The following is a 19,700-nucleotide window of genomic DNA, read 5'->3' as shown; positions in this document are numbered from 1 at the left end:
GAGGGGAGAAACCCCGATCCGAGGTGACGCGATGCAGAATGTTCTTGCCCTATGGTCCGCGATGACGATGGCCCGCCGCGCGATGGTGGTGGGGGCGACGGTCGCGATGTTCGGCGCGGTGCTGCTCTTGTCGCGAGCAGCCTCCACGCCCGACATGGCACTGTTGTATTCCGGCCTCGATCCCGCCGCGGCGGGGGAGGTGGTGGCGGCGCTGGATCAGGCGAAGGCCACCTATGACGTCCAGGGCGATTCGATCCGCGTCGCGGCGGCGGACCGCGACCGGCTGCGCATGATGCTGGCGGGGCAGAACCTGCCGGCCGCCGGATCGGGCGGATACGAATTGCTGGACGGTCTGTCGGGTTTCGGCACCACGTCGCAGATGTTCGATGCCGCCTATCTGCGCGCCAAGGAAGGGGAGCTGGCGCGCACCATCCTCGCCATGCCGGGGATTCGCGCGGCGCGGGTGCACATCGCCCAAGGGACCGGCCAGCCCTTCCGCCGCGATATGGCACCGACCGCCAGCGTGACGCTGACCACCGCCCAAGGCGCGCTGACCCCGGTGCAGGCCCGCGCGCTGAAATACCTTGTGGCCGGTGCGGTCGCCGGTATGCAGGTGGATGATGTGGCCATCATCGACAGCGCGCGGGGTCTGGTGGACGGGGCGGAAACCCCGCCCGCCACCGACCGGGCCGAGGAGTTGCGCCGCAATGTCGAACGCCTGCTGGCCGCACGGGTCGGCGCGGGCAACGCGGTGGTGGAGGTGTCGATCGACACCGAGACCGAACGCGAATCCATCGTCGAACGCCGCTTTGATCCGCAGGGGCGGGTGCCGATCTCCTCCTCGACCGTGGAAAAGACGGCCTCGGACCAGCGCCCGTCGGGCGATGTGACGGTGGCCTCCAACCTGCCGGACGGCGACGCGGCGGGGGATGCCGGGGCGGGGCGCAGCAGCAATTCCGAAACGCAGGAGACGATCAACTACGAAGTGTCCGAAACTCAGCGCGAGGTGCTGCGCCAACCGGGGGCCACAAAACGCATCACGGTGGCCGTGCTGGTGAACGGGCTGATGACCGACGGGCAATGGACGCCCCGGCCGGAGGAGGAGATGGCGGCGTTGCAGGATCTGGTATCCTCGGCCGTGGGGCTGGACACCGCGCGGGGCGACGTGCTGACGTTGCGGTCCCTGCAATTCACGGGCGTCGCGGCGGAAGGCACCTTGGCCGAGGCGGGGTGGATGGCGGGGCTGGACACGATGCGCCTGATCCAGATCGCGGCGCTGGCGCTGGTCGCGCTGATCCTCGGCCTTTTCGTGGTGCGCCCGATCCTGACGCGCAAACCCGCCCTGCTGGATGCGCCGCCGCCGGTTTTGGCCCTGCCCGGCACAGCCCCGACCCCTGCCCTGACGGGCGAGATCGCCGGAAACGACCGCGCGCTGATCGACGCTGAACCGGTCGAGGCCGACCCCGTGGATCGTCTGCGCCGCCTGATCGAAACGCGGCAGGTGGAGACGGTGGAGATTCTGCGCGGCTGGATGGACAAGGGGGAACGCGCGTGATCCCCCTTCGGCTGGAAGCCTTTGGTGAGGGCGATCCCGACCTGATCGTCACCCCCGCGGCAGAGCTTGAGGCGATCCGGCGCGCGGCCTGGGACGAAGGGCACGCCGCCGGTCTGGCCGACGCCGACACCCGCGCCGAGGCGCTGGACCGGGCCACCGCCGCCCGTCTGGCCGAAGCGCTTCAGGATGCGGCCTTTACCTTCCATGAGGCGCGGACCCATGTCCTGTCGGGCACGGCGCCCCTGATTCTGGCCGCCCTGCGCGCCGTTCTTCCGCCGTTGGCGGCGGACCAACTGGCCCCCAGCATCGTCGACGCCTTGCAGCCGATGCTGGAGGCGGACCATCCCGTCACCCTGTTCACCACAGCCGAGGAGGCGGCGATCCTGCGCGCGCGCCTCGCCCCGTCCGCCCTGCCCCTGACCTTCGCGGTCGATGACACGCTGGCCCCGGGCCGCGCCCGTCTGACGGCACGGGGCGCGGAATGCGCCGTCGACCCCGCCCGTGCGGCGGACGCGGCCCTGGCCGCGATGGCCGATTTCTTCACCCTTCACACCCCACACCCGGATAAGGCATGCCAGAATGGATGACCGCATCGACACCCCCTTCGCCCATGTGCCCATCGAGGTCACCGTTTCGGTCGGACGCGCCCGACCGCAGGTGCGCGATTTGCTGAACCTTGGCCGCGATGCGGTCCTGACGCTGGACCGGCGGGTGGACGATCCGGTCGAACTCTATGTCGGCGACCGCCTGATCGCGCGCGGGATGCTGGAGGAGGGGCAGGGCGATCAGGCCGGCCAGCTCGCCGTGCGCCTGACCGAGGTGGCCCCGAACGGGGGCGGGTTGTGATCCGGCTGACGCTGGTTCTGATCCTGTTGGCCGAACCGGCGCTGGCGCAGCAGGTGACGTTGGACATGGGGGAGGGCGGGTCGCTCGCCGGACGCTCCATCCAGCTGATCGCGCTGATCACCATCCTCAGCCTCGTGCCGGGGCTGGCGGTGATGGTGACGTGCTTTCCCTTCATCGTGACGGTGCTGTCGATCCTTCGGCAGGCGATCGGGCTGCAACAGGCCCCGCCCAACATGCTGATCATCAGCCTTGCGCTGTTCCTGACGTGGTTCGTCATGGATCCCGTGCTGACGCAGGCGTGGACGGACGGGGTGGAGCCGCTCAGCCGTGGGGCGCTGGACCTCGCCACCGCCTGGCCGCGCATCGTCGATCCCTTCCGGGCCTTCATGACCGCGCGCCTCGATCCCGACGCCTATGCCACGCTGGCGGCCCTGCGCGACGGCCCCCCGCTGGAGGAGGCGCCGCTGTCGATCCTCGTGCCGTCGTTCCTTCTGTCGGAAATCCAGCGCGCGTTCGAGATCGGGTTCCTGATCTTCCTGCCCTTCCTGATCATCGACCTTGTCGTTTCGGCGGTGCTGATGTCGATGGGGATGATGATGGTGCCGCCCGCCATCGTGTCCCTGCCGTTCAAGCTGGCCTTCTTTGTCGTTGCGGACGGCTGGTCGCTTCTGTCGGCGGCGCTGGTGCGCAGCTATGTCGGGTGACATTCCTGCAACGGCCGGTGCGGGAAAGCCGCATCCGCACCTTGACCTTGCGGCCCCGCGCCGCAGGTTGGCGGGAAAGCTCACGATTACAGGGGACCTCCGGTGCGCCAAACCCTTCGCCATTTTGCTGCCGCTTTGTCGCTGGCGTTTCTTGCCGCCTGCGGACAGCCGCCGCAGGTCACCCAAGCCCCCGTCGCCGACCCCCGCTATGCGGCGGTCCAGGACGGCGAATTCTATATCCCCGCCGTGCAGCCCCGCTATCTGACCCCGGAAAAGGTGCGGTCCGAAGTCGCCTATACCGGGCCGGAGGATGCCAACACCATCGTCGTCGATCCCTTCGCGCGGGTTCTTTATTACGTGCAGCCGAACGGGCGGGCCATGCGCTATGCCATCGGGGTCGGCCCGCAGGGCAAGGCGTTCCGCGGCAATGCCGTCATCTCGATGAAGCGGGAATGGCCGAACTGGACGCCCACGCAGAACATGATCCGCACCCAGCCCGAGCTTTATGCCGAATTCGCCCGGGGTCTTGAGGGCGGTCTGGAAAACCCGCTGGGCGCGCGCGCGCTCTATCTCTATCGCAACGGGCGCGACACGATGTATCGCATCCACGGCACGATCGACAACCGCTCCATCGGGCGGGCCACCTCGGCGGGCTGTATCCGTCTGTTCAATCAGGACATCATCGACCTTTATGAACGTGTGGGCAACGGCACCCGCGTGAAGGTCCGGACCGAGGCCGAGAGCCTGCAATACGAAGGCCAGTGGGTCGAGGACGGCAACGGCGACATCCATCCGCCCGGCACCGTTCTGGCCACGGCCGGGACCGCGACCCAAGGCTGACGACGGCTGGCGCTTCACGCTCCCCGCCGCTATAAGCCCTCCCACACCTTTGGGGAGGGCTTTTTCATGAGTGCCACCGCCCGCGCGCGGCAGATCACGGCCGCCGATATTCGCGCCCGCAAGGGGCAGGGGCCTCTGGTCTGTCTGACGGCCTATACCACGCCGATGGCGAAAATCGTGGACCGGCATTGCGATCTGGTGCTGGTGGGCGACAGCCTGGGGATGGTGGTCTATGGCCTCCCCTCCACTCTGGGCGTGACGATGGAGATGATGATCGCCCATGGTCAGGCCGTGATGCGCGGCCTGGGACAGGCGATGTGCGTCATCGACATGCCCTTCGGCAGTTATGAGGAAAGCCCCGAGCAGGCCTTTCGCAACGCCGCCCGCCTGATGCGGGACACTGGCGCCGGCGCGGTGAAGCTGGAGGGCGGGGTGGCCATGGCCGACACCGTCGCCTTTCTGACCGCGCGCGGCATTCCGGTGATGGGGCATGTGGGGCTGACGCCGCAGGCGGTGCACAGCTTGGGCGGCTACAAGGTGCAGGGGCGCGGCGCGGACGGGGACCGCGTGGCGGCGGATGCCCGCGCCGTGGCCGAGGCCGGGGCCTTCGCCGTCGTTCTGGAAAAGGTGCCGGACGGTCTGGGCCGCCGCATCACCGCCGATCTGGCCGTGCCGACGGTCGGCATTGGCGCGGGGAACGGCTGCGACGGTCAGGTGCTGGTCGTCGATGACATGCTGGGCCTGTTCGCCGATTTCAAACCGAAATTCGTCAAACGCTATGCCGATCTGGCGGGCGCGGCGGATCGCGCCATCGCCGATTTCGCGGCCGAGGTGCGCGACCGTGCTTTTCCGACCGAGGATCACAGCTTTGCCGATGAGGGCAAGGCATGATCCTGCGCCGCGTGGTCGACCTGCGTCGCACCGTTGCCGCATGGCGGCGCGAGGGGGCGACCGTTGGCGTCGTTCCCACCATGGGCGCGCTGCATGAGGGGCATCTCAGCCTCGTGGCGGCCGCCCGCGCGCAGTGCGACCGGGTGATCGTGACGATCTTCGTCAACCCGGCGCAGTTCAACAACCCCGAGGATCTGGCGAAATATCCCCGGGACGAGGCGCGCGACATCGCCCTTCTGGACGGGGTGGCCGTGTTCCTGCCGGAGGTGGACGAGGTCTATCCCCCCGGATTTTCCAGCACCGTCCATGTGAAGGGTCTGAGCGACCGGCTGGAGGGCGCGCACCGCCCCGGCCATTTCGACGGCATGGCGACGGTGGTGACCAAGCTGTTCGGCATGACCCAGGCGGATGTAGCGTTCTTTGGCGAAAAGGATTGGCAGCAGTTGCAGATTGTCCGGCGCATGGTGGCCGATCTGAACCTGCCCATCCGCATCGTCGGCTGCCCCACATCGCGCGAGGCGGACGGGCTGGCCATGTCGTCGCGCAACCGCCGCCTGAACGCCTCGGCGCGCGACGCCGCGCAAACCATCCACCGCGCGATGACCCAGGCGGCCACGGCGGTCCGGGCAGGGGACATGGCGGCGGTGGACCGCATCCCCGAAACGCTGAAGGCGGCGGGGTTCCGTTCTGTCGATTATGCCGAACTGGCCGATGCGGAAACGCTGGCGCCGGTCCAGGACCTCTCCCGACCGGCGCGCATTCTGGTGGCGGCCACCGTGGACGGCGTCCGCCTGATCGACAACATCGCGGTCTAGGTCCGCAGGCTGCCCCCCACCTTCGCGACTTTCTCAAGGATATTCGCGCTCACCGCCTCGATATCCTTGTCGGTCAGGGTGGCGGCGGTGGGCTGAAGGCGCACGGTCAGGGCAAGGGATTTCTTCCCTTCGGCCTTCTGTGCGTCCGAGGCGAATTCGTCGAACACCCGCACCTCGTCGATCAGCGCCTTGTCGGCCCCGGCGGCGGCGTTGACCAGCGTCAGCGCCTCGACCTTGCTGTCTACGACGAAGGCGAAATCCCGTTCCACCGCCTGCAGGTCCGACAGGGCCAGCGCGGGGCGGGTGGGCGTTTTCACCTTGGGCAGCGGGATATTCGCGATCTGGATCGTGAAGGCCACCGCCGGCCCCTTGATGTCCAGCGCGGCCAGAATGCGGGGATGCACCTCGCCGAACGTGGCCAGACGGTTCGGCCCAAGGCCGATCGCGCCCGACCGGCCCGGATGCCACCAGCCGTCCACCTTGCGGGTGATCTGCACGCGGGCGGGCGCACCCAAGGCGTTCAGCACCGCCTCGGCATCCGCTTTGGCGTCGAACACGTCGGAGGCGCGGCGCGACCGGTGGGGATCGCGGGCCGCCGTCGCGCCCACCAGAAGGCCCGTGGCTTGGATCACCTGTTCGCCCGGTTCCCCGCCGGTGAAGGCGGGGCCCACCTCGAACAGCGCCAGATCCTGAAACCCGCGCGCCTGATTGCGCGCCGCCGCCCGCAACAGGCCGGGCAGAAGGTCGGGGCGCAGATGCGTCATTTCCGAACTGATGGGGTTCTCCACCCGCACCGCATCCGCCCCGCCGCCGAACAACGCGGCATCGCCCGCGTTGATGAAGCTGTAGGTCACGCATTCGTTGTAGCCCAAGGCGGCTAGCGTCCGCCGGGCCATCTTCTCGCGCGTTTGCAGCGGCGTCAGGATGGGACGCGGCACCCCCGGCGCGGGGCGGGCCAGCGGCGTGCCCTGCAGCTTGGTCAACGAGGCGACGCGGGCGATCTCCTCCACCAGATCGGCCTCGCCCAGCACGTCGGGGCGCCAGGACGGCACATGGGCCATGTCGCCCTCCAGCCGGAAGCCGAGCGCGGTCAGCGTCGCGCGCTGTTCGTCCGCCGGGATGTCCATGCCGACCAGCGACACCACGCGGTCGGTGTCGAGGGCATAGGCGCGGGCGGTGTCGGGCACGGCCCCCGCCATCTGCACCTCCGACGCCTCCCCCCCGCACAGATCCAGGATCATGCGCGTCGCAAGTTCCATCCCGTCGGCGGTGAAGGCCGGATCGATCCCGCGTTCGAACCGATAGCGGGCGTCGGAGTTGATCTTCAGCGCCCGGCCCGTGGTCGCCGTGACGATCGGGTCGAAGAACGCGGCCTCCAGATAGACGTCGGTCGTGGCCTCGGTGCAGCCCGACGCCTCGCCGCCCATGATCCCGCCAAGGGATTCGATGCCGTTGTCGTCGGCGATCACCACCATTCCGGGGCGCAGAGCATAGGTCTTGTCGTCCAGCGCCAGAAGGCTTTCGCCCTCGCGCGCGTCGCGCACCACCAGATCGCCGGCGATCTTGGCCGCGTCGAACACATGCAGCGGGCGGTTCAGGTCGAAGGTGAAGAAGTTGGTGATATCGACCAGCACCGAAATTGGCCGCAGCCCGATCGCCGTCAGCCGTGCCTGCAACCACGCGGGCGACGGGCCGTTCGTCACGCCGCGGATCACACGGCCCATGAACAGCGGGCAGGCGGGCGTCCCGGTCCGCACCGTGATCGGGTTCGGGAAGGCACCGGCAACCGGCTCCACCACCAGCGGTTTCAACGTGCCCAGACCCCGCGCGGCCAGATCGCGCGCGATGCCGCGCACGCCCAGGGCATCGGGGCGGTTCGGCGTGATCTTGATGTGGATCATCGGATCGACCTTGTCCGGCGCGTTCGCGGCCAGCCAGTCGACAAACCGATCCCCCACCTCGCCCGAGGGCAGTTCGATGATGCCGTCATGCTCCTCCGACAGCTCCAACTCCCGCTCGGATGCCATCATCCCAAGGGATTCGACACCGCGGATCTTGCCGACGCCCAGCGTCGTGTCGATGCCCGGCACGTAATCGCCGGGCTTGCACAGAACGACCGTGATCCCTTCGCGCGCATTGGGGGCGCCGCAGACGATCTGCTTCTCCCCCTCGTCGGTCATCACGCGGCAGACGCGCAGGCGGTCGGCGTCGGGATGCTGTTCGGCGTGGACGACCTTGGCCAGCGTGAACGCCTTCAGCTTCGAGGCGGGATCGTGGATGCCCTCCACCTCCAGCCCCAGATCGGTCAGGGCATAGGCGATGTCGTCAAGGCTGGCGGCGGTGTCAAGATGGGTCTTGAGCCAGGAGAGGGTGAATTTCATGGATGCCTCACTTCGCGCCTTGGGCCAGCTTGCGCCATTTGCCCATGCGGTAAAGCCGCACTTCGCGCCAGATTTTCAGGGTCGGACGGGCCGCGAACAGCAGCGATCCGATTGTGAAGAACCACGTCGCCGGAATCATCAGGGCGTCGTAGAAGAACATGACCGATCCGACAAGAAAGCAGATCGCCGCCGCGAATTCGACAAAGGTGCGCGCAATTTCGAACCGGGCATAGGTGCGGCGGGAATGCTCGTCCGCCTCGCGATTTTCGTGCCGGAACAGGCGGTCCGAAAGGGTCATCGGCTGAGGCCCCCGGCCAGATCCGGCATATCCAGCGCGGCAAAGCCGTAATGGCGCAGCCAGCGCAGGTCGCTCTCGAAGAACGCGCGCAGGTCGGGGATGCCGTATTTCAGCATGGCGATCCGGTCGATGCCCATGCCGAAGGCGAAGCCCTGATACTGGCTCGGGTCCACGCCCGCCGCGCTCAGCACCTTGGGATGCACCATGCCGGAACCGAGGATCTCCATCCAGTCGTCGCCCTCGCCAATCTTCAGCTGGCCGTCTTTCCACGAACAGCGGATATCGACCTCGGCCGAGGGTTCGGTGAAGGGGAAATGCGAGGCGCGGAAGCGCAACTCGACCGAGGGCACCTCGAAGAAGGCGCGGCAGAACTCCTCCAGCACCCATTTCAGGTTGGCCATGGAAATGCCCTTGTCCAGCGCCAGCCCCTCGACCTGATGGAACATCGGCGTGTGGGTCTGGTCCATGTCCATGCGATAGACGCGGCCCGGCGCGATCACGCGGACCGGCGCGCCCTGCGCCATCATCGCGCGGATCTGCACGGGCGAGGTGTGGGTGCGCAGCACATGGGGCGGGCGGTCGTCGCCCTCCGCGCGGTGCATGAAGAAGGTGTCATGCTCCTGCCGGGCGGGGTGTTCGGGCGGGATGTTCAGCGCGTCGAAATTATACCAGTCGGATTCGACCTGCGGCCCCTCGGCCACGGCAAAGCCCATATCGGCAAAGATCGCGGTCAGCTCGTCCATCACCTGGCTGACGGGGTGGATCGTCCCCTGACGGCGCGGGCGGCCCGGCAGCGTCACGTCCAGCCATTCCGAGGCCAGCCGCTGTTCCAGTGCCGCATCCGCGAACCCGGCCTTTCGCGCGCGCAAGGCCGCGTCCAATTCGTCCTTCAGACGGTTCAGGGCGGCGCCGGTGGTCTGACGCTCCTCCGGGGTCATCTTCCCCAACTCGCGCATCTTCAGGCTGATTTCGCCCTTCTTGCCAAGGGCGGCCAGGCGGATATCCTCCACCGCAGCCTCGTCCCCCGCATCCTTGATGCGGTTGAGGTAAGTGTCGCGAAGCGTGTCGATCCCGTCCATGCCGGCCTCCGTAAGTCCGGGTTTGGGATACTGCCCCGCGCCCTTGCTGGCAAGGACGGGCCCGAAAAAAGCCCGCCACGGGGCGGGTTCGGGGCGGGCCCAAGAAAAAACCCCGCCAGTGGCGGGGCTTTCCGATATCAGGCGAGGGCCTTTTTCGCCTGCGTGGCGATGGCGTTGAACGCCTCCGGCTCGCGCACGGCCAGATCGGCCAGGACCTTGCGGTCCACTTCGATCCCGGCTTTCGCCAGACCGTTGATGAAACGCGAATAGGTCATCTCGGCGTCGAACAGACGAACAGCGGCGTTGATGCGCTGGATCCACAGGGCGCGGAACGTGCGCTTGCGGGTTTTCCGGTCGCGGGTCGCATATTGGTTCGCCTTGTCGACGGCCTGCGTTGCGGTGCGGAAGTTCGTCGAACGGGCGGCGTAGTAGCCTTTGGCCGCCTTGATGACTTTACGGTGACGGGCGTGCGTGACGACGCCGGATTTGACGCGGGACATCTACGCTCTCCTTACCGGTTATAGGGCATGTATTTCTTGACGATCTTCTCGTCCGCCGCGCACAGGATCATCGTCCCGGTCACGTCGCGGATGAATTTCGTCGAGCGTTTGATCATGCCGTGGCGCTTGCCGGCGGGACCGGCCTTCACCTTGCCGGAGGCCGTGAAGCTGAAACGCTTCTTCGCGGCCGACTTGGTCTTCATCTTGGGCATTTCCATCTCCTCTTGCGAGTTGTGAACGCACGCCTCGGCAATGCCACATCGGCCGGGCGCGCGGGTATTCAGGGGGCGTCGTATAAGCGCGAACGCCGCCCCCCGCAAGGCTTATTCGGTTTCCGCGCTGACGATCTTCGATTCGTCGCAAGGTGCCACGCGCAGGATGTTCGTCGTGCCCGCATGGTTGAAGGGCACCCCCGCCATGACCACCACCGATTCCTCGGTCGTGGCAAAGCCCGCGTCGCGCGCGGCCTTGGCGGCGGCCAGAACCGCGCCCTTGAACCGGCTTTGCATTTCGGTGATCGCGCTGTGGGTGCCCCAGGTCAGGGTCATCCGGCGCGCGGTCTCCATCAGCGGGGTCAGGGCCATGATCGGCACGCGGGGCCGTTCGCGCGCCACCAGCGACACGGTCGTGCCCGTCTGGCTGAAACAGCAGATCGCCTTGATCGGCGTGCTTTCGGCAATCTCGCGCGAGGCGGCGACGATCGCGTCGGCCACTGAGGAGCGTTTGACGCGGCGGCTGGCCTCGATCACCTCGCGGTAGGTCTGGTCGCTTTCGACGCTGATGGCGACGTTGTTCATCGTCGTCACCGCCTCGATCGGATAGCTGCCTGCGGCCGATTCGGCCGACAGCATGACCGCGTCCGCCCCTTCATAGATCGCGCCGGACACGTCCGACACCTCGGCCCGCGTGGGGATGGGCGATTCGATCATCGATTCCAGCATCTGCGTCGCCACGATCACCGGCTTGGCCGCGGCGCGGGCGCCACGCACCAGACGTTTCTGGATTGGCGGCACGGCATGGACCGGAAGCTCCACCCCCAGATCGCCGCGCGCCACCATGATGCCGTCCGACACCTCAAGGATCGCGTCATAGGCGCGGACCGCCGCCGGTTTCTCGATCTTGGACAGGATCGCGGCGCGGCCCCGGGCCAGTTCGCGGGCCTCCACCACATCCTCGGGGCGTTGCACGAAGGACAGCGCCAGCCAGTCGCAGCCCAGATCGCAGACGAATTCCAGATCCTTGCGGTCCTTGTCCGACAGCGCGGCCAAAGGCAGCACCACGTCGGGCACGTTCACGCCCTTGCGGTTGGAGATGGTGCCGCCGACTTCCACCGTGCAATCGGCGAAATCGGGGCCGCAGCTGTCCACGCGCAGGCGGATCTTGCCGTCGTTCACCAGAAGCGGGGTGCCCGCCTCAAGCGCCGCAAAGATCTCCGGGTGGGGGAGGGTGACGCGGGTCGCGTCGCCGGGGGCGTCGGACAGGTCCATGCGGAACGGCGCGCCGACGGCCAGATCCTCGGACCCGTTGGCAAAGGTGCCCACGCGCAGCTTCGGCCCCTGAAGGTCGGCCAGGATCCCGATCGGGCGGCCCGTGTCCTTTTCGATCTGGCGGATGATCTCGTGACGGGCGCGGATGTCGTCATGGCTGCCATGGCTCATGTTCAGGCGGAACACGTCGGCCCCCGCCTCGAACAACGCCCGGATGACGTCATAGCTGCTGGAGGCGGGACCGAGCGTGGCCACGATCTTGACGTTGCGAAGGCGTCTCATGCAGTTCTCCCATCTGTCGCGATCGTTTCTGCCCGCTTTCGTGTTAGCGCACAACAAAGACCGCGACTGGTCATTTCACTTTCTCGCGGCTTATATCCAACCCATCACCGGAATGCGACAGGGAGAGCGTTCGTGCCACCTTTTCAGATACACGGCGAATCCCGCGGCTCGAATCTGCTGATCACCTGCGACCATGCGACGAATCGGGTGCCGCAAGATGTGGGGGGCGGATCGCTGGGCATTGCCCCGGCGGACATGGGCCGTCACATCGCCTTTGACGTGGGGGCGGCGGGGCTGGCGGTGGCGCTGGCCGACCGGCTGGACGCGCCCGCGATCCTGTCGGATTTCTCCCGTCTCGTGATCGATCCCAACCGGGGGGAGGACGATCCGACGCTGGTGATGCAGCTTTACGATGGCACGATCATCCCCGCCAACCGCCATGTGGACGGGGCCGAGATCGCGCGGCGGCTGGAGACGCTCTATCGCCCCTATCACACGGCGCTGGCGCGGATGGCCGCGCGGCAAGAGGGGACGGTGATCGTGTCGATCCATTCCTTCACGCGGCAGTTGAAGGGCCGGGCGCCCCGCCCGTGGCAGGTGGGCGTGCTGCATTCGCATCTGGACGACCGTCTCAGCCGTGCGCTGATCGCGCGGCTGGCGCGGGACCCGGATCTGACGGTGGGGGACAACGAACCCTATTCCGGGCATCTGCCGGGCGATGCGATCGACCGCCACGCGCTGCAGATGGGGCGGCACAACACGCTGATCGAGGTGCGCAACGACCTGATTGCCACGGCCGAAGGGCAGGCCGAATGGGCCGACCGGCTGGCCAAGGCCCTGACGGAGGCCTTGGCCGATCTGTGATCAGATGGCGGCCTTGCGCGCCTCGTCCAGATAGATTTCGCGCAGGCGTTTGGCGACCGTCCCCGGCGCGCCGGTGCCCACGGGTTGGCCGTCCACCTGGACCACCGGCATGACGAAGGTCGACGCGCCGGTCACGAACGCCTCATCCGCGTTCTGCGCCTCTTCGATGGTGAAGGCCCGCTCCTCGATCTCGAACTGCGCTTCCTTGGCATAGGTCAGGAGGGCGGCGCGGGTGATCCCGTGCAGGATGTCGTTCGACAGCGGCCGGGTGATGATCTTGTTGCCCTTGACGATATAGGCGTTGGAGGACGACCCCTCCGTCACCACGCCATCCATCACGAAGAACGCGTCGTCGCAGCCCGCCTTCTTGGCCGCCATCTTGGCCATCGACGGCCACAGAAGCTGCACCGTTTTGATGTCGCGGCGGCCCCAGCGCAGATCGTCGAAGGCGATGACCTTGATGCCGGTCTTCGACGCCGTGGGCCAATCCAGATCGGGCACCGCCTGGGTGAACAGGACCACCGTGCCGGGAACCGAGGCGTCGGGGAACACGAAGCTGCGATCCCCCGCATTCCCGCGCGAGATCTGAAGATAGACCAGCCCGTTGACGATGCCGTTCTTCGCCACCAGCTCGCGATGCACGGCCAGCAGATCCTCGGCCGAGATCGGGTTCGTCATCCCCAGTTCCGACAGCGACCGCGCCAGACGCGCCTCATGCCCCGCATAATCCAGAAGCTTGCCGTCCAGAACCGACGTCACCTCATAGACGGCGTCGCCCATCAGGAAGCCCCGGTCGAAGATCGACACCTTGGCTTCGGTTTCGGGAAGGTAGTCGCCGTTCACATAGACAGTGCGTGTCATGGTCATCCCCAGAGTTTCGCATCGGACGGGTGCACGCCCGCCTGATCATAGACCAGCGGCGTGTCGCGGTCTTCGGCCAGAAGCAGCGGGCCGTCAAGATCGACCACGCTGGCCCCTTGGGCCACCAGAACGGCGGGGGCCATGGCAAGGCTGGTGCCCACCATGCAGCCCACCATCACGTCGTATCCTTCGGCCCGCGCGGCGTCGCGCAGGGCCAGCCCCTCGGTCAAGCCGCCGGTCTTGTCCAGCTTGATGTTGATCACGTCATACTTGCCCTTCAGATGCGGCAGGCTGGCGCGGTCATGGCAGGATTCGTCGGCGCAGACGGGCAGGGGGCGGGCGATCTCGGCCAGCATCCCGTCATCGGACGCGGGCAGGGGCTGTTCGACCAGTGCCACGCCCATCCGCACCAGATGCGGCGCAAGCTCGGTATAGACATCCGCCGTCCAACCCTCGTTCGCATCGACGATGATCCGGGTGTCCGGCGCACCGGCGCGCACGGCTTCCAGCCGGGGCATGTCGTCCGGCGTGCCCAGCTTGATCTTCAACAGCGGGCGATGCGCGTTCTTTGCCGCCGCCGCACGCATGTTTTCGGGCGTATCGAGCGACAGGGTATAGGCCGTGGTCAGCGGCTGCGGCGCGGGCAGGCCCGCCAGTTCCCACACCCGCTTGCCGGCGGCCTTCGCCTCCAGATCCCACAGCGCGCAATCGACGGCGTTGCGGGCGGCGCCTGCGGGCAGCAGGGTCTGCAATTCGGCCCGCGTCACGCTGTCTGGCAGGGTGGCGATCTGCGCCGCCACACTGTCCTGCGTTTCGTCATAGCGCGGATAGGGCAGGCATTCGCCCCATCCGACCAGCCCGCCGCGCGTGATCTTGACCGCGATCACCTTGGTTTCCGTGCGGGATCCGCGGCTGATCGTGAAGACCTGCGCGAGTTTGAATGTTTGCGCCAGAACGTCGATCATGCCGCTTCCTCCTGTGTCGTTTCGGGGCACGCTGTCAGATGGCGGACAGCGCGTCCACCAGTTTGCCCGCGCCAAAGCGGAAGGGGTCGGTCGCGGGCAGACCCAGATCTGCCTCCACCTTGGTGATATAGGCCTTGGCGTCGGCGTCGTTCATGTGCTGGGTGTTGATGGAATAGCCGACGACGACGCAATCCGGGTTCGCCACCTTCGCCAGCGCCAGCGCGGTGTCGCGCACCTGTTCCAGCGTCGGCAGTTTATAGTCGGGCAGGCCGCGCATGTGGTCGCGGGTGGGCTCATGGCAGACGACCAGCGCATCGGGCTGTCCGCCATGCACCAGCGCCAGCGTCACCCCGGAATAGGAAACGTGGTAGAGCGAGCCCTGACCCTCGATCAGGTCCCAATGGTCGGCGTCGTTGTCGGGCGTCAGGTATTCGATGGATCCGGCCATGAAATCGGCGATGACGGCGTCCAGCGGCACGCCGCCCCCGGTGATCAGGATGCCCGTCTGACCCGTGGCGCGGAAATCGGCGTTCATTCCGCGGGCGCGCATCTCCTTTTCCACGCAGAGCGCGGTGTACATCTTGCCGATGGAACAGTCGGTCCCGACGGCCAGCATCCGCTTGCCCGTGCGCTTCTTGCCGTTGGCGATGGGATACTGGACCGACGGCACGCGCACGTCGTGCAGGCTGCGGCCATGCGCCTTGGCGGCGGCAACGAGTTCGGGTTCGTCCCGCAGCAGGTTGTGCAGGCCCGACGCGATATCAAGGCCCTTCTCCAGCGCCTGCACCAACACCTGCTTCCACGCGGGCGAGATCACGCCCCCCCGGTTGGCCCCACCGATGACCAGCGTCTTGACGCCCGCGGCCACCGCCTCGTCCAGGGTCATGTCGGTCAGGCCCATATCCGCCTTGCAGCCCTCCATGCGGAACTGGCCCTTGGCGAATTCGGGGCGCCAGTCCTTGATTCCCTGCGCCACCTTGGCGGCAAGGGCGTCGGGGGCATCGCCCAGGAACAGCAGGTAAGGGGTCTGGATCATTGTTCGGCTCCACAATCTGTTTGGGGAAAGATTAGGGCATTTCATTCGGGAATGCTTCGCGTTCTGACTTTTTCCACAGCGCCGGCGCGCAAGTAAATTCGGCATGCATGGTGGTTCGCGCGATAAAACCGCGACACTGGGCGACATCCTGCACGATCGTTCGGCGTGGCGGGGTGGTCCATAATTTCCGTCACGCAATGTAAAGATTTCTTGACACTATGCCGCATTGTGCAGCACTCTCATCCCATGGGTGGTTGAAAAATCATCCGTTCGAATATCCGGCTGTCGACGGAGGGGAGGCCTGACGCAGCATCGGGGAGGACGCAACGCCTCGGGGGAAGCCCCGGGGCGTTGTGGTTTGTGCCATGCGGTTGCATCGCAAGGCGCGCGCGGGCATATAGGGGCGCAGCATCCATCAGGGACCGGACCATGCAATATCTTGAATTCGAAAAGCCCTTGGCCGAGATCGAGGGCAAGGCGGAAGAGCTTCGGGCCCTTGCGCGCCAGAATGACAAGATGGACATGGAAAAAGAGGCCGCCGCCCTGGACCGCAAGGCGGAAACGCTGCTGCGCGACCTTTATAAGGGCCTGACCGCCTGGCAGAAGACGCAGGTGGCGCGGCATCCCGAACGCCCCCACTGCAAGGATTACATCGAGGCGCTGTTCACCGAATTCACCCCGCTGGCGGGCGACCGGAACTTTGCCGACGATCACGCGGTCATGGGCGGGATCGCGCGGTTCCACGACCGGCCGGTGATGGTGATCGGCCATGAAAAGGGCCATGACACCAAATCCCGGATCGAACGCAATTTCGGCATGGCCCGCCCCGAAGGCTATCGCAAGGCCATCCGCCTGATGGACATGGCCGACCGTTTCGGCCTGCCGATCGTCACGCTGATCGACACGCCCGGCGCCTATCCCGGCAAGGGCGCGGAAGAACGCGGCCAGTCCGAGGCGATCGCCCGCTCCACCATGAAATGCCTTGAGGTCGGCGTGCCGGTCATCGCCACCGTCATCGGGGAAGGCGGGTCGGGCGGGGCCGTGGCCTTCGCCGCCGGCAACCGTGTCGCGATGCTGGAGCATTCTGTCTATTCCGTGATTTCGCCCGAGGGCTGCGCCTCGATCCTGTGGAAGGATGCCGAAAAGATGCGCGAGGCGGCCGACGCCCTGCGCCTGACCGCGCAGGACCTGCAGAAGCTGGGCGTGATCGACCGCATCGTGCAGGAACCGCTGGGCGGGGCGCAGCGCGGACGGGACGAAACCATCGCCGCCGTGGGCAAGGCGATCCAGTCCATGCTGACGGATCTGTCCGGCCAATCGCGCGAGGCGCTGGTCAAGGACCGCCGTCAGAAGTTCCTCGGCATGGGCGCCAAGGGGCTGGCCGCGTAATTACCACATGGTGCGGGCGGCGCGGGCCGCCCATTCCGCGTCATAGGTGGTCCCGTCGAAGGTCCCGCCCGTCGCCTCGCGCAGCATGTCGCCCACGCTCGGCAGGCCTTCGGCATCCGGCCCCCGGGTCCACAATCCCGACCGCATCAGGGCGCGGGCGCATTGGGCGTAGACCTCCTCGATCCGAAACAGGATGACGGTGCGCGGGCGCAGGTCGCCCCGCGCGAAGCCGTCCCGCAGCGCATCGTCCGCCGTCAGCTTGGCCCGCCCGTTGATCCGCAGCGCGTTGTTCGATCCGTGGATCAGGAACATCAGGCTCGCCCGCCCGTCCTGCACGATGTTGCGCAGGGAATCGACGCGGTCGTTCCCCTTCCAGTCGGGCAGGGCGAGCGTCTGCGGATCAAGGATCCGCACCACCGGACCGTCATCGCCGCGCGGACTGCCATCCGTGCCTTCCGGCCCCACGGTCGTCAGGATGCAGAACCGGCTGCGGGCGACGAAGGCGGCATAGGCGGGGGTCAGCTGCGCCGTGACCTTTTCCGTCGCGGCCCGGCTGGGGGTGCCGTAATGCGCCGACAGATCAGCCAGCGTGTCGATGGTGTTCATGGCTCAGCCTTTCCGATTCGGGGTCGATAACGGCCTGCAGCCGGGCCAGAAGGTCCTCAGGTGGCAGGCCGGGGGGCAGGGCGGGCAAAAAGCGCACCGTGGCCCGCCCCGCCTTGCGCCACGGCCCGAGCGGCCAGACATGGCCCGCCTCCGTCGCCACCGGCACGCAGGGCAGCCCCAGATCGGCATAGAGCGCCGCCGTTCCGTATTTGTAGGGGGCGGTGGCCCCCGGCCGCAGGCGCTGCCCTTGGGGATAGATGACGACCTGCCCCTCCTCGCCCCGCGCCGCCGCCACCATCGCGGCGACCGCCGCCGCCCCGCCACCGCGCGCCACGGGGATGCAGCCCAGACGGCGCACATACCAGCCGAAGACCGGCATCCGCAGCAACTCCGCCTTCATTACGAAACGCGGGCGGGGCAGGGCGGCGAAGATCAAGAGGACGTCCAGAAACGACTGGTGCTTGGCCGCGACAAGGGCGGGTCCGGTCGGCACCACCCCCTCGATCCGCGTGTCGATGCCCAGCATGAGGCGGGCCGTGAACCGCACCCAGCCGCAGAACAGCTTGCAGGCCCGGATCGCCCCGTCGCGCGAGATCAGGGCGGCGGGCAGCATGACCAGACCCACCACGCCCATCGCCAGATACATCTGCGCGGCGAACAGGATCGACAGCGGCTTCTGGATCAGGGCGGGGCGGGGCATCAGGTCATCTCGGCCAGCTTGCGGAAGGCGGCGCGGCGGGTGGCCATGAAGGCCACGATCCCGCACAGGATGGGCAGCAGCCAGGCCAAGGCCCATCCCGACCACCCCATGCCAAGGCCGGTCAGAAACCCGTCCGCCCCGCCCGCCGGCATCAGCCAGACGACGAAGCTTCCCACCAGCACCCCCCCCGCCGCACCTGACAGCGTGCGCAGGGTGAACCGCCGGACGAAGGCGCGGGCGATATAGCCGTCCTGCGCCCCGATCTGACGCAGCACCTTCAGGATCGGCGCATTGGCGGCCAGCGACGCGTTGGCGGCCAACGTGATCACCGCGCCCGTGGTCGCCAAAATCAGCGCCAGCGCCCCCCAACCCAGAATGCGCAGCCGGTTGGCGGCCGAGGCCAGGGGCTGGCGCCAGCGGGTGTGATCGTCCAGGCTCGCGTCGGGCGCCTCGGCCGTCAGACGCTGGCGCAACCCTTCGGCGTCATAGCCGGAGCCGTCCTCCGTCACCTCGATCAGCCGGGGAATGGGCAGGTCGTCCAGCGGCAGGTCCGATCCGAACCACGGGGCCAGAAGCGCGCGCTCCTCCTCGTCCGACAGGGGGCGGGCGGAGGCGACGCCGGGCGTGGCCGCCAGAATGGACAGCACCGATTGCACCTGCGCGTCGGTCTGGTCCGGCGGGGCCGAGATGCGGATGGTGGAGGTGCGGGCCAACGCCTCGGACCAGCGATCCGCCAGCCGGCCCGACGCCAAGGCCAGCGCCAGCGCGAACACCGCCAGAAAGGCCATCACGGCGGCGGTGAAGATGGTCAGCCACGCGCCGGTGCCGGTGGGGGGCACAAGCCGGTCGGCGCCGGGGTCCGGGCGGGTCAGATCGCGAAAGGCGGTGCGCAGGGCGTGGATCACAGGTCCGCCCCCGCCAGTTGCACCGACCGGTCACGAATGCGCAGCACCCGCGCGCCGACCTGGGTCTTGGCCGCGCGGATCAGGTGCATGTCATGCGTGGCGATCAGGATGGTCTTGCCCATCCGGTTCAGCTCCACCAGCAGGGTCAGCAGGCGCAACGACATCTCCCAGTCCAGATTGCCGGTGGGTTCATCGGCCAAGAGCAGGTCGGGCGACATGATGACCGCGCGGGCCAGCGCCGCCCGCTGACGTTCCCCGCCCGACAATTCGGGCGGCAACGACCCGGCGTGGCGTGTCAGGCCCACCCAGTCCAGAAGGTCCGACAGATCCTGGGGATCGGTCTCGCGGTCCGTCACGCTGAGCGGAAGGGTCACATTGGCTGCGACCGACAGGTGATCGAGGAACTGGCAGTCCTGCTGCACCACGCCCACCCGCCGCCGCATCCGCGCCAGCCCATCGCGGCCCACCGACCGGATGTCGCGGTCAAACAGGGTGACCGTGCCGGTGGTCGCGAACAGCTCGCCATGGCACAGCTTCAGCAGCGTCGATTTCCCCGCCCCCGACGGGCCGGTCAGGAAATGGAACGATCCCGGTTGCAGGATCAGGTTCACGTTCGTCAGCAGATCCGCACCGCCATAGCTGTAGGCGACCTCATCAAAAGCGATCACAGGCTCCCCCCTTCATGGACGTGGCGCG

At 67.5% G+C, this 19,700-nt stretch carries 22 protein-coding genes; 9 read left to right on the top strand and 13 right to left on the bottom strand.

The window, feature by feature from the left end; genetic code table 11:
* The first annotated feature begins 31 nt into the window (after nt 1-31).
* The 7 genes from fliF to panC all read left to right on the top strand — a co-directional run bounded on the left by fliF (nt 32) and on the right by panC (nt 5,651).
* Nucleotides 32-1,555 carry a flagellar basal-body MS-ring/collar protein FliF gene (gene fliF / locus MU449_RS11980; RefSeq protein WP_244738387.1) on the top strand — a complete coding sequence of 508 codons (1,524 nt, stop codon included), beginning with the start codon at nt 32-34 and terminating at the stop codon, nt 1,553-1,555.
* Nucleotides 1,552-2,142, top strand: a complete 591-nt coding sequence (locus MU449_RS11975) for a FliH/SctL family protein (protein ID WP_244738386.1) — start codon at nt 1,552-1,554, stop codon at nt 2,140-2,142. Before fliF ends, MU449_RS11975 begins: the two co-directional genes overlap by 4 nt.
* The gene (locus tag MU449_RS11970; RefSeq protein WP_244738384.1) at nt 2,135-2,401 is read left to right on the top strand and encodes a FliM/FliN family flagellar motor switch protein; all 267 of its coding nucleotides are present in this window, start codon (nt 2,135-2,137) and stop codon (nt 2,399-2,401) included. The genes MU449_RS11975 and MU449_RS11970 overlap by 8 nt, the downstream gene beginning before the upstream one ends.
* Nucleotides 2,401-3,105 carry a flagellar type III secretion system pore protein FliP gene (gene fliP / locus MU449_RS11965; RefSeq protein WP_244739062.1) on the top strand — a complete coding sequence of 235 codons (705 nt, stop codon included), beginning with the start codon at nt 2,401-2,403 and terminating at the stop codon, nt 3,103-3,105. The genes MU449_RS11970 and fliP overlap by 1 nt, the downstream gene beginning before the upstream one ends.
* Nucleotides 3,106-3,207: 102 nt before the next feature.
* On the top strand, nt 3,208-3,945 hold the full coding sequence (locus MU449_RS11960; RefSeq protein WP_244738382.1) for a L,D-transpeptidase: 738 nt from the start codon (nt 3,208-3,210) through the stop codon (nt 3,943-3,945).
* 66 nt (nt 3,946-4,011) lie between these two features.
* A complete protein-coding gene (gene panB, locus MU449_RS11955; protein WP_244738381.1) occupies nt 4,012-4,836 on the top strand; it encodes a 3-methyl-2-oxobutanoate hydroxymethyltransferase in 825 nt (274 codons plus the stop codon).
* A complete protein-coding gene (gene panC / locus MU449_RS11950) occupies nt 4,833-5,651 on the top strand; it encodes a pantoate--beta-alanine ligase (protein ID WP_244738380.1) in 819 nt (272 codons plus the stop codon). The genes panB and panC overlap by 4 nt, the downstream gene beginning before the upstream one ends.
* On the opposite strand, the gene pheT is transcribed toward panC, so the two are convergent.
* The 6 genes from pheT to pyk form a co-directional block, all read right to left on the bottom strand.
* A complete protein-coding gene (gene pheT / locus MU449_RS11945) occupies nt 5,648-8,032 on the bottom strand; it encodes a phenylalanine--tRNA ligase subunit beta (RefSeq protein ID WP_244738378.1) in 2,385 nt (794 codons plus the stop codon). The two genes, panC and pheT, sit on opposite strands and share 4 nt — an antisense overlap.
* Nucleotides 8,033-8,039: 7 nt before the next feature.
* Nucleotides 8,040-8,330, bottom strand: a complete 291-nt coding sequence (locus tag MU449_RS11940; protein WP_244738377.1) for a YrhK family protein — start codon at nt 8,328-8,330, stop codon at nt 8,040-8,042.
* Complete coding sequence (gene pheS / locus MU449_RS11935) at nt 8,327-9,409, bottom strand: phenylalanine--tRNA ligase subunit alpha (protein WP_280517659.1); 1,083 nt, start codon at nt 9,407-9,409, stop codon at nt 8,327-8,329. Before pheS ends, MU449_RS11940 begins: the two co-directional genes overlap by 4 nt.
* 137 nt (nt 9,410-9,546) lie before the next feature.
* Nucleotides 9,547-9,909 (bottom strand): 50S ribosomal protein L20, encoded by a 363-nt coding sequence (gene rplT, locus MU449_RS11930; protein ID WP_244738375.1) that lies wholly within the window; start codon nt 9,907-9,909, stop codon nt 9,547-9,549.
* 11 nt (nt 9,910-9,920) lie between these two features.
* Complete coding sequence (rpmI, locus tag MU449_RS11925; RefSeq protein ID WP_244738374.1) at nt 9,921-10,121, bottom strand: 50S ribosomal protein L35; 201 nt, start codon at nt 10,119-10,121, stop codon at nt 9,921-9,923.
* Nucleotides 10,122-10,232: 111 nt separating this feature from the next.
* Nucleotides 10,233-11,678, bottom strand: a complete 1,446-nt coding sequence (gene pyk, locus MU449_RS11920; protein ID WP_244738373.1) for a pyruvate kinase — start codon at nt 11,676-11,678, stop codon at nt 10,233-10,235.
* A 132-nt stretch (nt 11,679-11,810) separates the two neighbouring features.
* Between pyk and MU449_RS11915 the strand changes: the two genes are divergently transcribed.
* Nucleotides 11,811-12,542 (top strand): N-formylglutamate amidohydrolase, encoded by a 732-nt coding sequence (locus MU449_RS11915; protein ID WP_244738372.1) that lies wholly within the window; start codon nt 11,811-11,813, stop codon nt 12,540-12,542.
* On the opposite strand, the gene MU449_RS11910 is transcribed toward MU449_RS11915, so the two are convergent.
* From MU449_RS11910 to dgcN, 3 genes are read right to left on the bottom strand one after another with little or no spacing between them, the layout of a single operon-like run.
* The gene (locus MU449_RS11910) at nt 12,543-13,403 is read right to left on the bottom strand and encodes a D-amino-acid transaminase (protein ID WP_244738371.1); all 861 of its coding nucleotides are present in this window, start codon (nt 13,401-13,403) and stop codon (nt 12,543-12,545) included. It lies immediately after the preceding gene.
* A 2-nt stretch (nt 13,404-13,405) separates the two neighbouring features.
* The gene (dgcA, locus tag MU449_RS11905) at nt 13,406-14,368 is read right to left on the bottom strand and encodes an N-acetyl-D-Glu racemase DgcA (RefSeq protein ID WP_244738369.1); all 963 of its coding nucleotides are present in this window, start codon (nt 14,366-14,368) and stop codon (nt 13,406-13,408) included.
* Between the two features lie 34 nt (nt 14,369-14,402).
* Nucleotides 14,403-15,404, bottom strand: a complete 1,002-nt coding sequence (gene dgcN / locus MU449_RS11900; RefSeq protein WP_244738367.1) for an N-acetyltransferase DgcN — start codon at nt 15,402-15,404, stop codon at nt 14,403-14,405.
* A 429-nt stretch (nt 15,405-15,833) separates the two neighbouring features.
* On the opposite strand from dgcN, the gene MU449_RS11895 reads away from it, so the two are divergent.
* Entirely contained in the window at nt 15,834-16,793 is a 960-nt protein-coding gene (locus MU449_RS11895) for an acetyl-CoA carboxylase carboxyltransferase subunit alpha (protein ID WP_244738366.1), read from the top strand.
* Here the strand turns inward: MU449_RS11895 and MU449_RS11890 are convergent, their stop codons facing one another.
* Genes MU449_RS11890 through MU449_RS11875 form a run of 4 tightly spaced genes read right to left on the bottom strand, consistent with a single transcriptional unit; the run spans nt 16,794 to nt 19,672 of the window.
* The gene (locus MU449_RS11890) at nt 16,794-17,399 is read right to left on the bottom strand and encodes a pyridoxamine 5'-phosphate oxidase family protein (protein ID WP_244738365.1); all 606 of its coding nucleotides are present in this window, start codon (nt 17,397-17,399) and stop codon (nt 16,794-16,796) included.
* Nucleotides 17,374-18,099, bottom strand: coding sequence for a lysophospholipid acyltransferase family protein (locus tag MU449_RS11885; RefSeq protein ID WP_244738364.1), 726 nt, complete (start codon nt 18,097-18,099; stop codon nt 17,374-17,376). The genes MU449_RS11890 and MU449_RS11885 overlap by 26 nt, the downstream gene beginning before the upstream one ends.
* Complete coding sequence (locus tag MU449_RS11880; RefSeq protein WP_244739058.1) at nt 18,099-19,001, bottom strand: cell division protein FtsX; 903 nt, start codon at nt 18,999-19,001, stop codon at nt 18,099-18,101. Before MU449_RS11880 ends, MU449_RS11885 begins: the two co-directional genes overlap by 1 nt.
* Nucleotides 19,001-19,672 carry a cell division ATP-binding protein FtsE gene (locus MU449_RS11875; protein WP_244738363.1) on the bottom strand — a complete coding sequence of 224 codons (672 nt, stop codon included), beginning with the start codon at nt 19,670-19,672 and terminating at the stop codon, nt 19,001-19,003. Before MU449_RS11875 ends, MU449_RS11880 begins: the two co-directional genes overlap by 1 nt.
* Nucleotides 19,673-19,700: the final 28 nt, after the last annotated feature.

Source organism: Falsirhodobacter halotolerans, assembly GCF_022899245.1.
Lineage (GTDB): Bacteria > Pseudomonadota > Alphaproteobacteria > Rhodobacterales > Rhodobacteraceae > Falsirhodobacter > Falsirhodobacter halotolerans.
The sequence above is the reverse complement of the archived record's forward strand: the minus strand, read 5'-3'. Positions and strand labels throughout refer to the sequence as shown.

Coding starts and splice junctions, on each gene's coding strand:
- MU449_RS11890 (WP_244738365.1), bottom strand. CDS start 17,399: ATGAACACCATCGACACGCTGGCTGATCTGTCGGCGCATTACGGCACC.
- MU449_RS11970 (WP_244738384.1), top strand. CDS start 2,135: ATGGATGACCGCATCGACACCCCCTTCGCCCATGTGCCCATCGAGGTC.
- MU449_RS11940 (WP_244738377.1), bottom strand. CDS start 8,330: ATGACCCTTTCGGACCGCCTGTTCCGGCACGAAAATCGCGAGGCGGAC.
- MU449_RS11885 (WP_244738364.1), bottom strand. CDS start 18,099: ATGCCCCGCCCCGCCCTGATCCAGAAGCCGCTGTCGATCCTGTTCGCC.
- rplT (WP_244738375.1), bottom strand. CDS start 9,909: ATGTCCCGCGTCAAATCCGGCGTCGTCACGCACGCCCGTCACCGTAAA.
- pheS (WP_280517659.1), bottom strand. CDS start 9,409: ATGGACGGGATCGACACGCTTCGCGACACTTACCTCAACCGCATCAAG.
- panB (WP_244738381.1), top strand. CDS start 4,012: ATGAGTGCCACCGCCCGCGCGCGGCAGATCACGGCCGCCGATATTCGC.
- pyk (WP_244738373.1), bottom strand. CDS start 11,678: ATGAGACGCCTTCGCAACGTCAAGATCGTGGCCACGCTCGGTCCCGCC.
- pheT (WP_244738378.1), bottom strand. CDS start 8,032: ATGAAATTCACCCTCTCCTGGCTCAAGACCCATCTTGACACCGCCGCC.
- dgcA (WP_244738369.1), bottom strand. CDS start 14,368: ATGATCGACGTTCTGGCGCAAACATTCAAACTCGCGCAGGTCTTCACG.
- MU449_RS11895 (WP_244738366.1), top strand. CDS start 15,834: ATGCAATATCTTGAATTCGAAAAGCCCTTGGCCGAGATCGAGGGCAAG.
- panC (WP_244738380.1), top strand. CDS start 4,833: ATGATCCTGCGCCGCGTGGTCGACCTGCGTCGCACCGTTGCCGCATGG.
- rpmI (WP_244738374.1), bottom strand. CDS start 10,121: ATGCCCAAGATGAAGACCAAGTCGGCCGCGAAGAAGCGTTTCAGCTTC.
- MU449_RS11910 (WP_244738371.1), bottom strand. CDS start 13,403: ATGACACGCACTGTCTATGTGAACGGCGACTACCTTCCCGAAACCGAA.
- dgcN (WP_244738367.1), bottom strand. CDS start 15,404: ATGATCCAGACCCCTTACCTGCTGTTCCTGGGCGATGCCCCCGACGCC.
- fliF (WP_244738387.1), top strand. CDS start 32: ATGCAGAATGTTCTTGCCCTATGGTCCGCGATGACGATGGCCCGCCGC.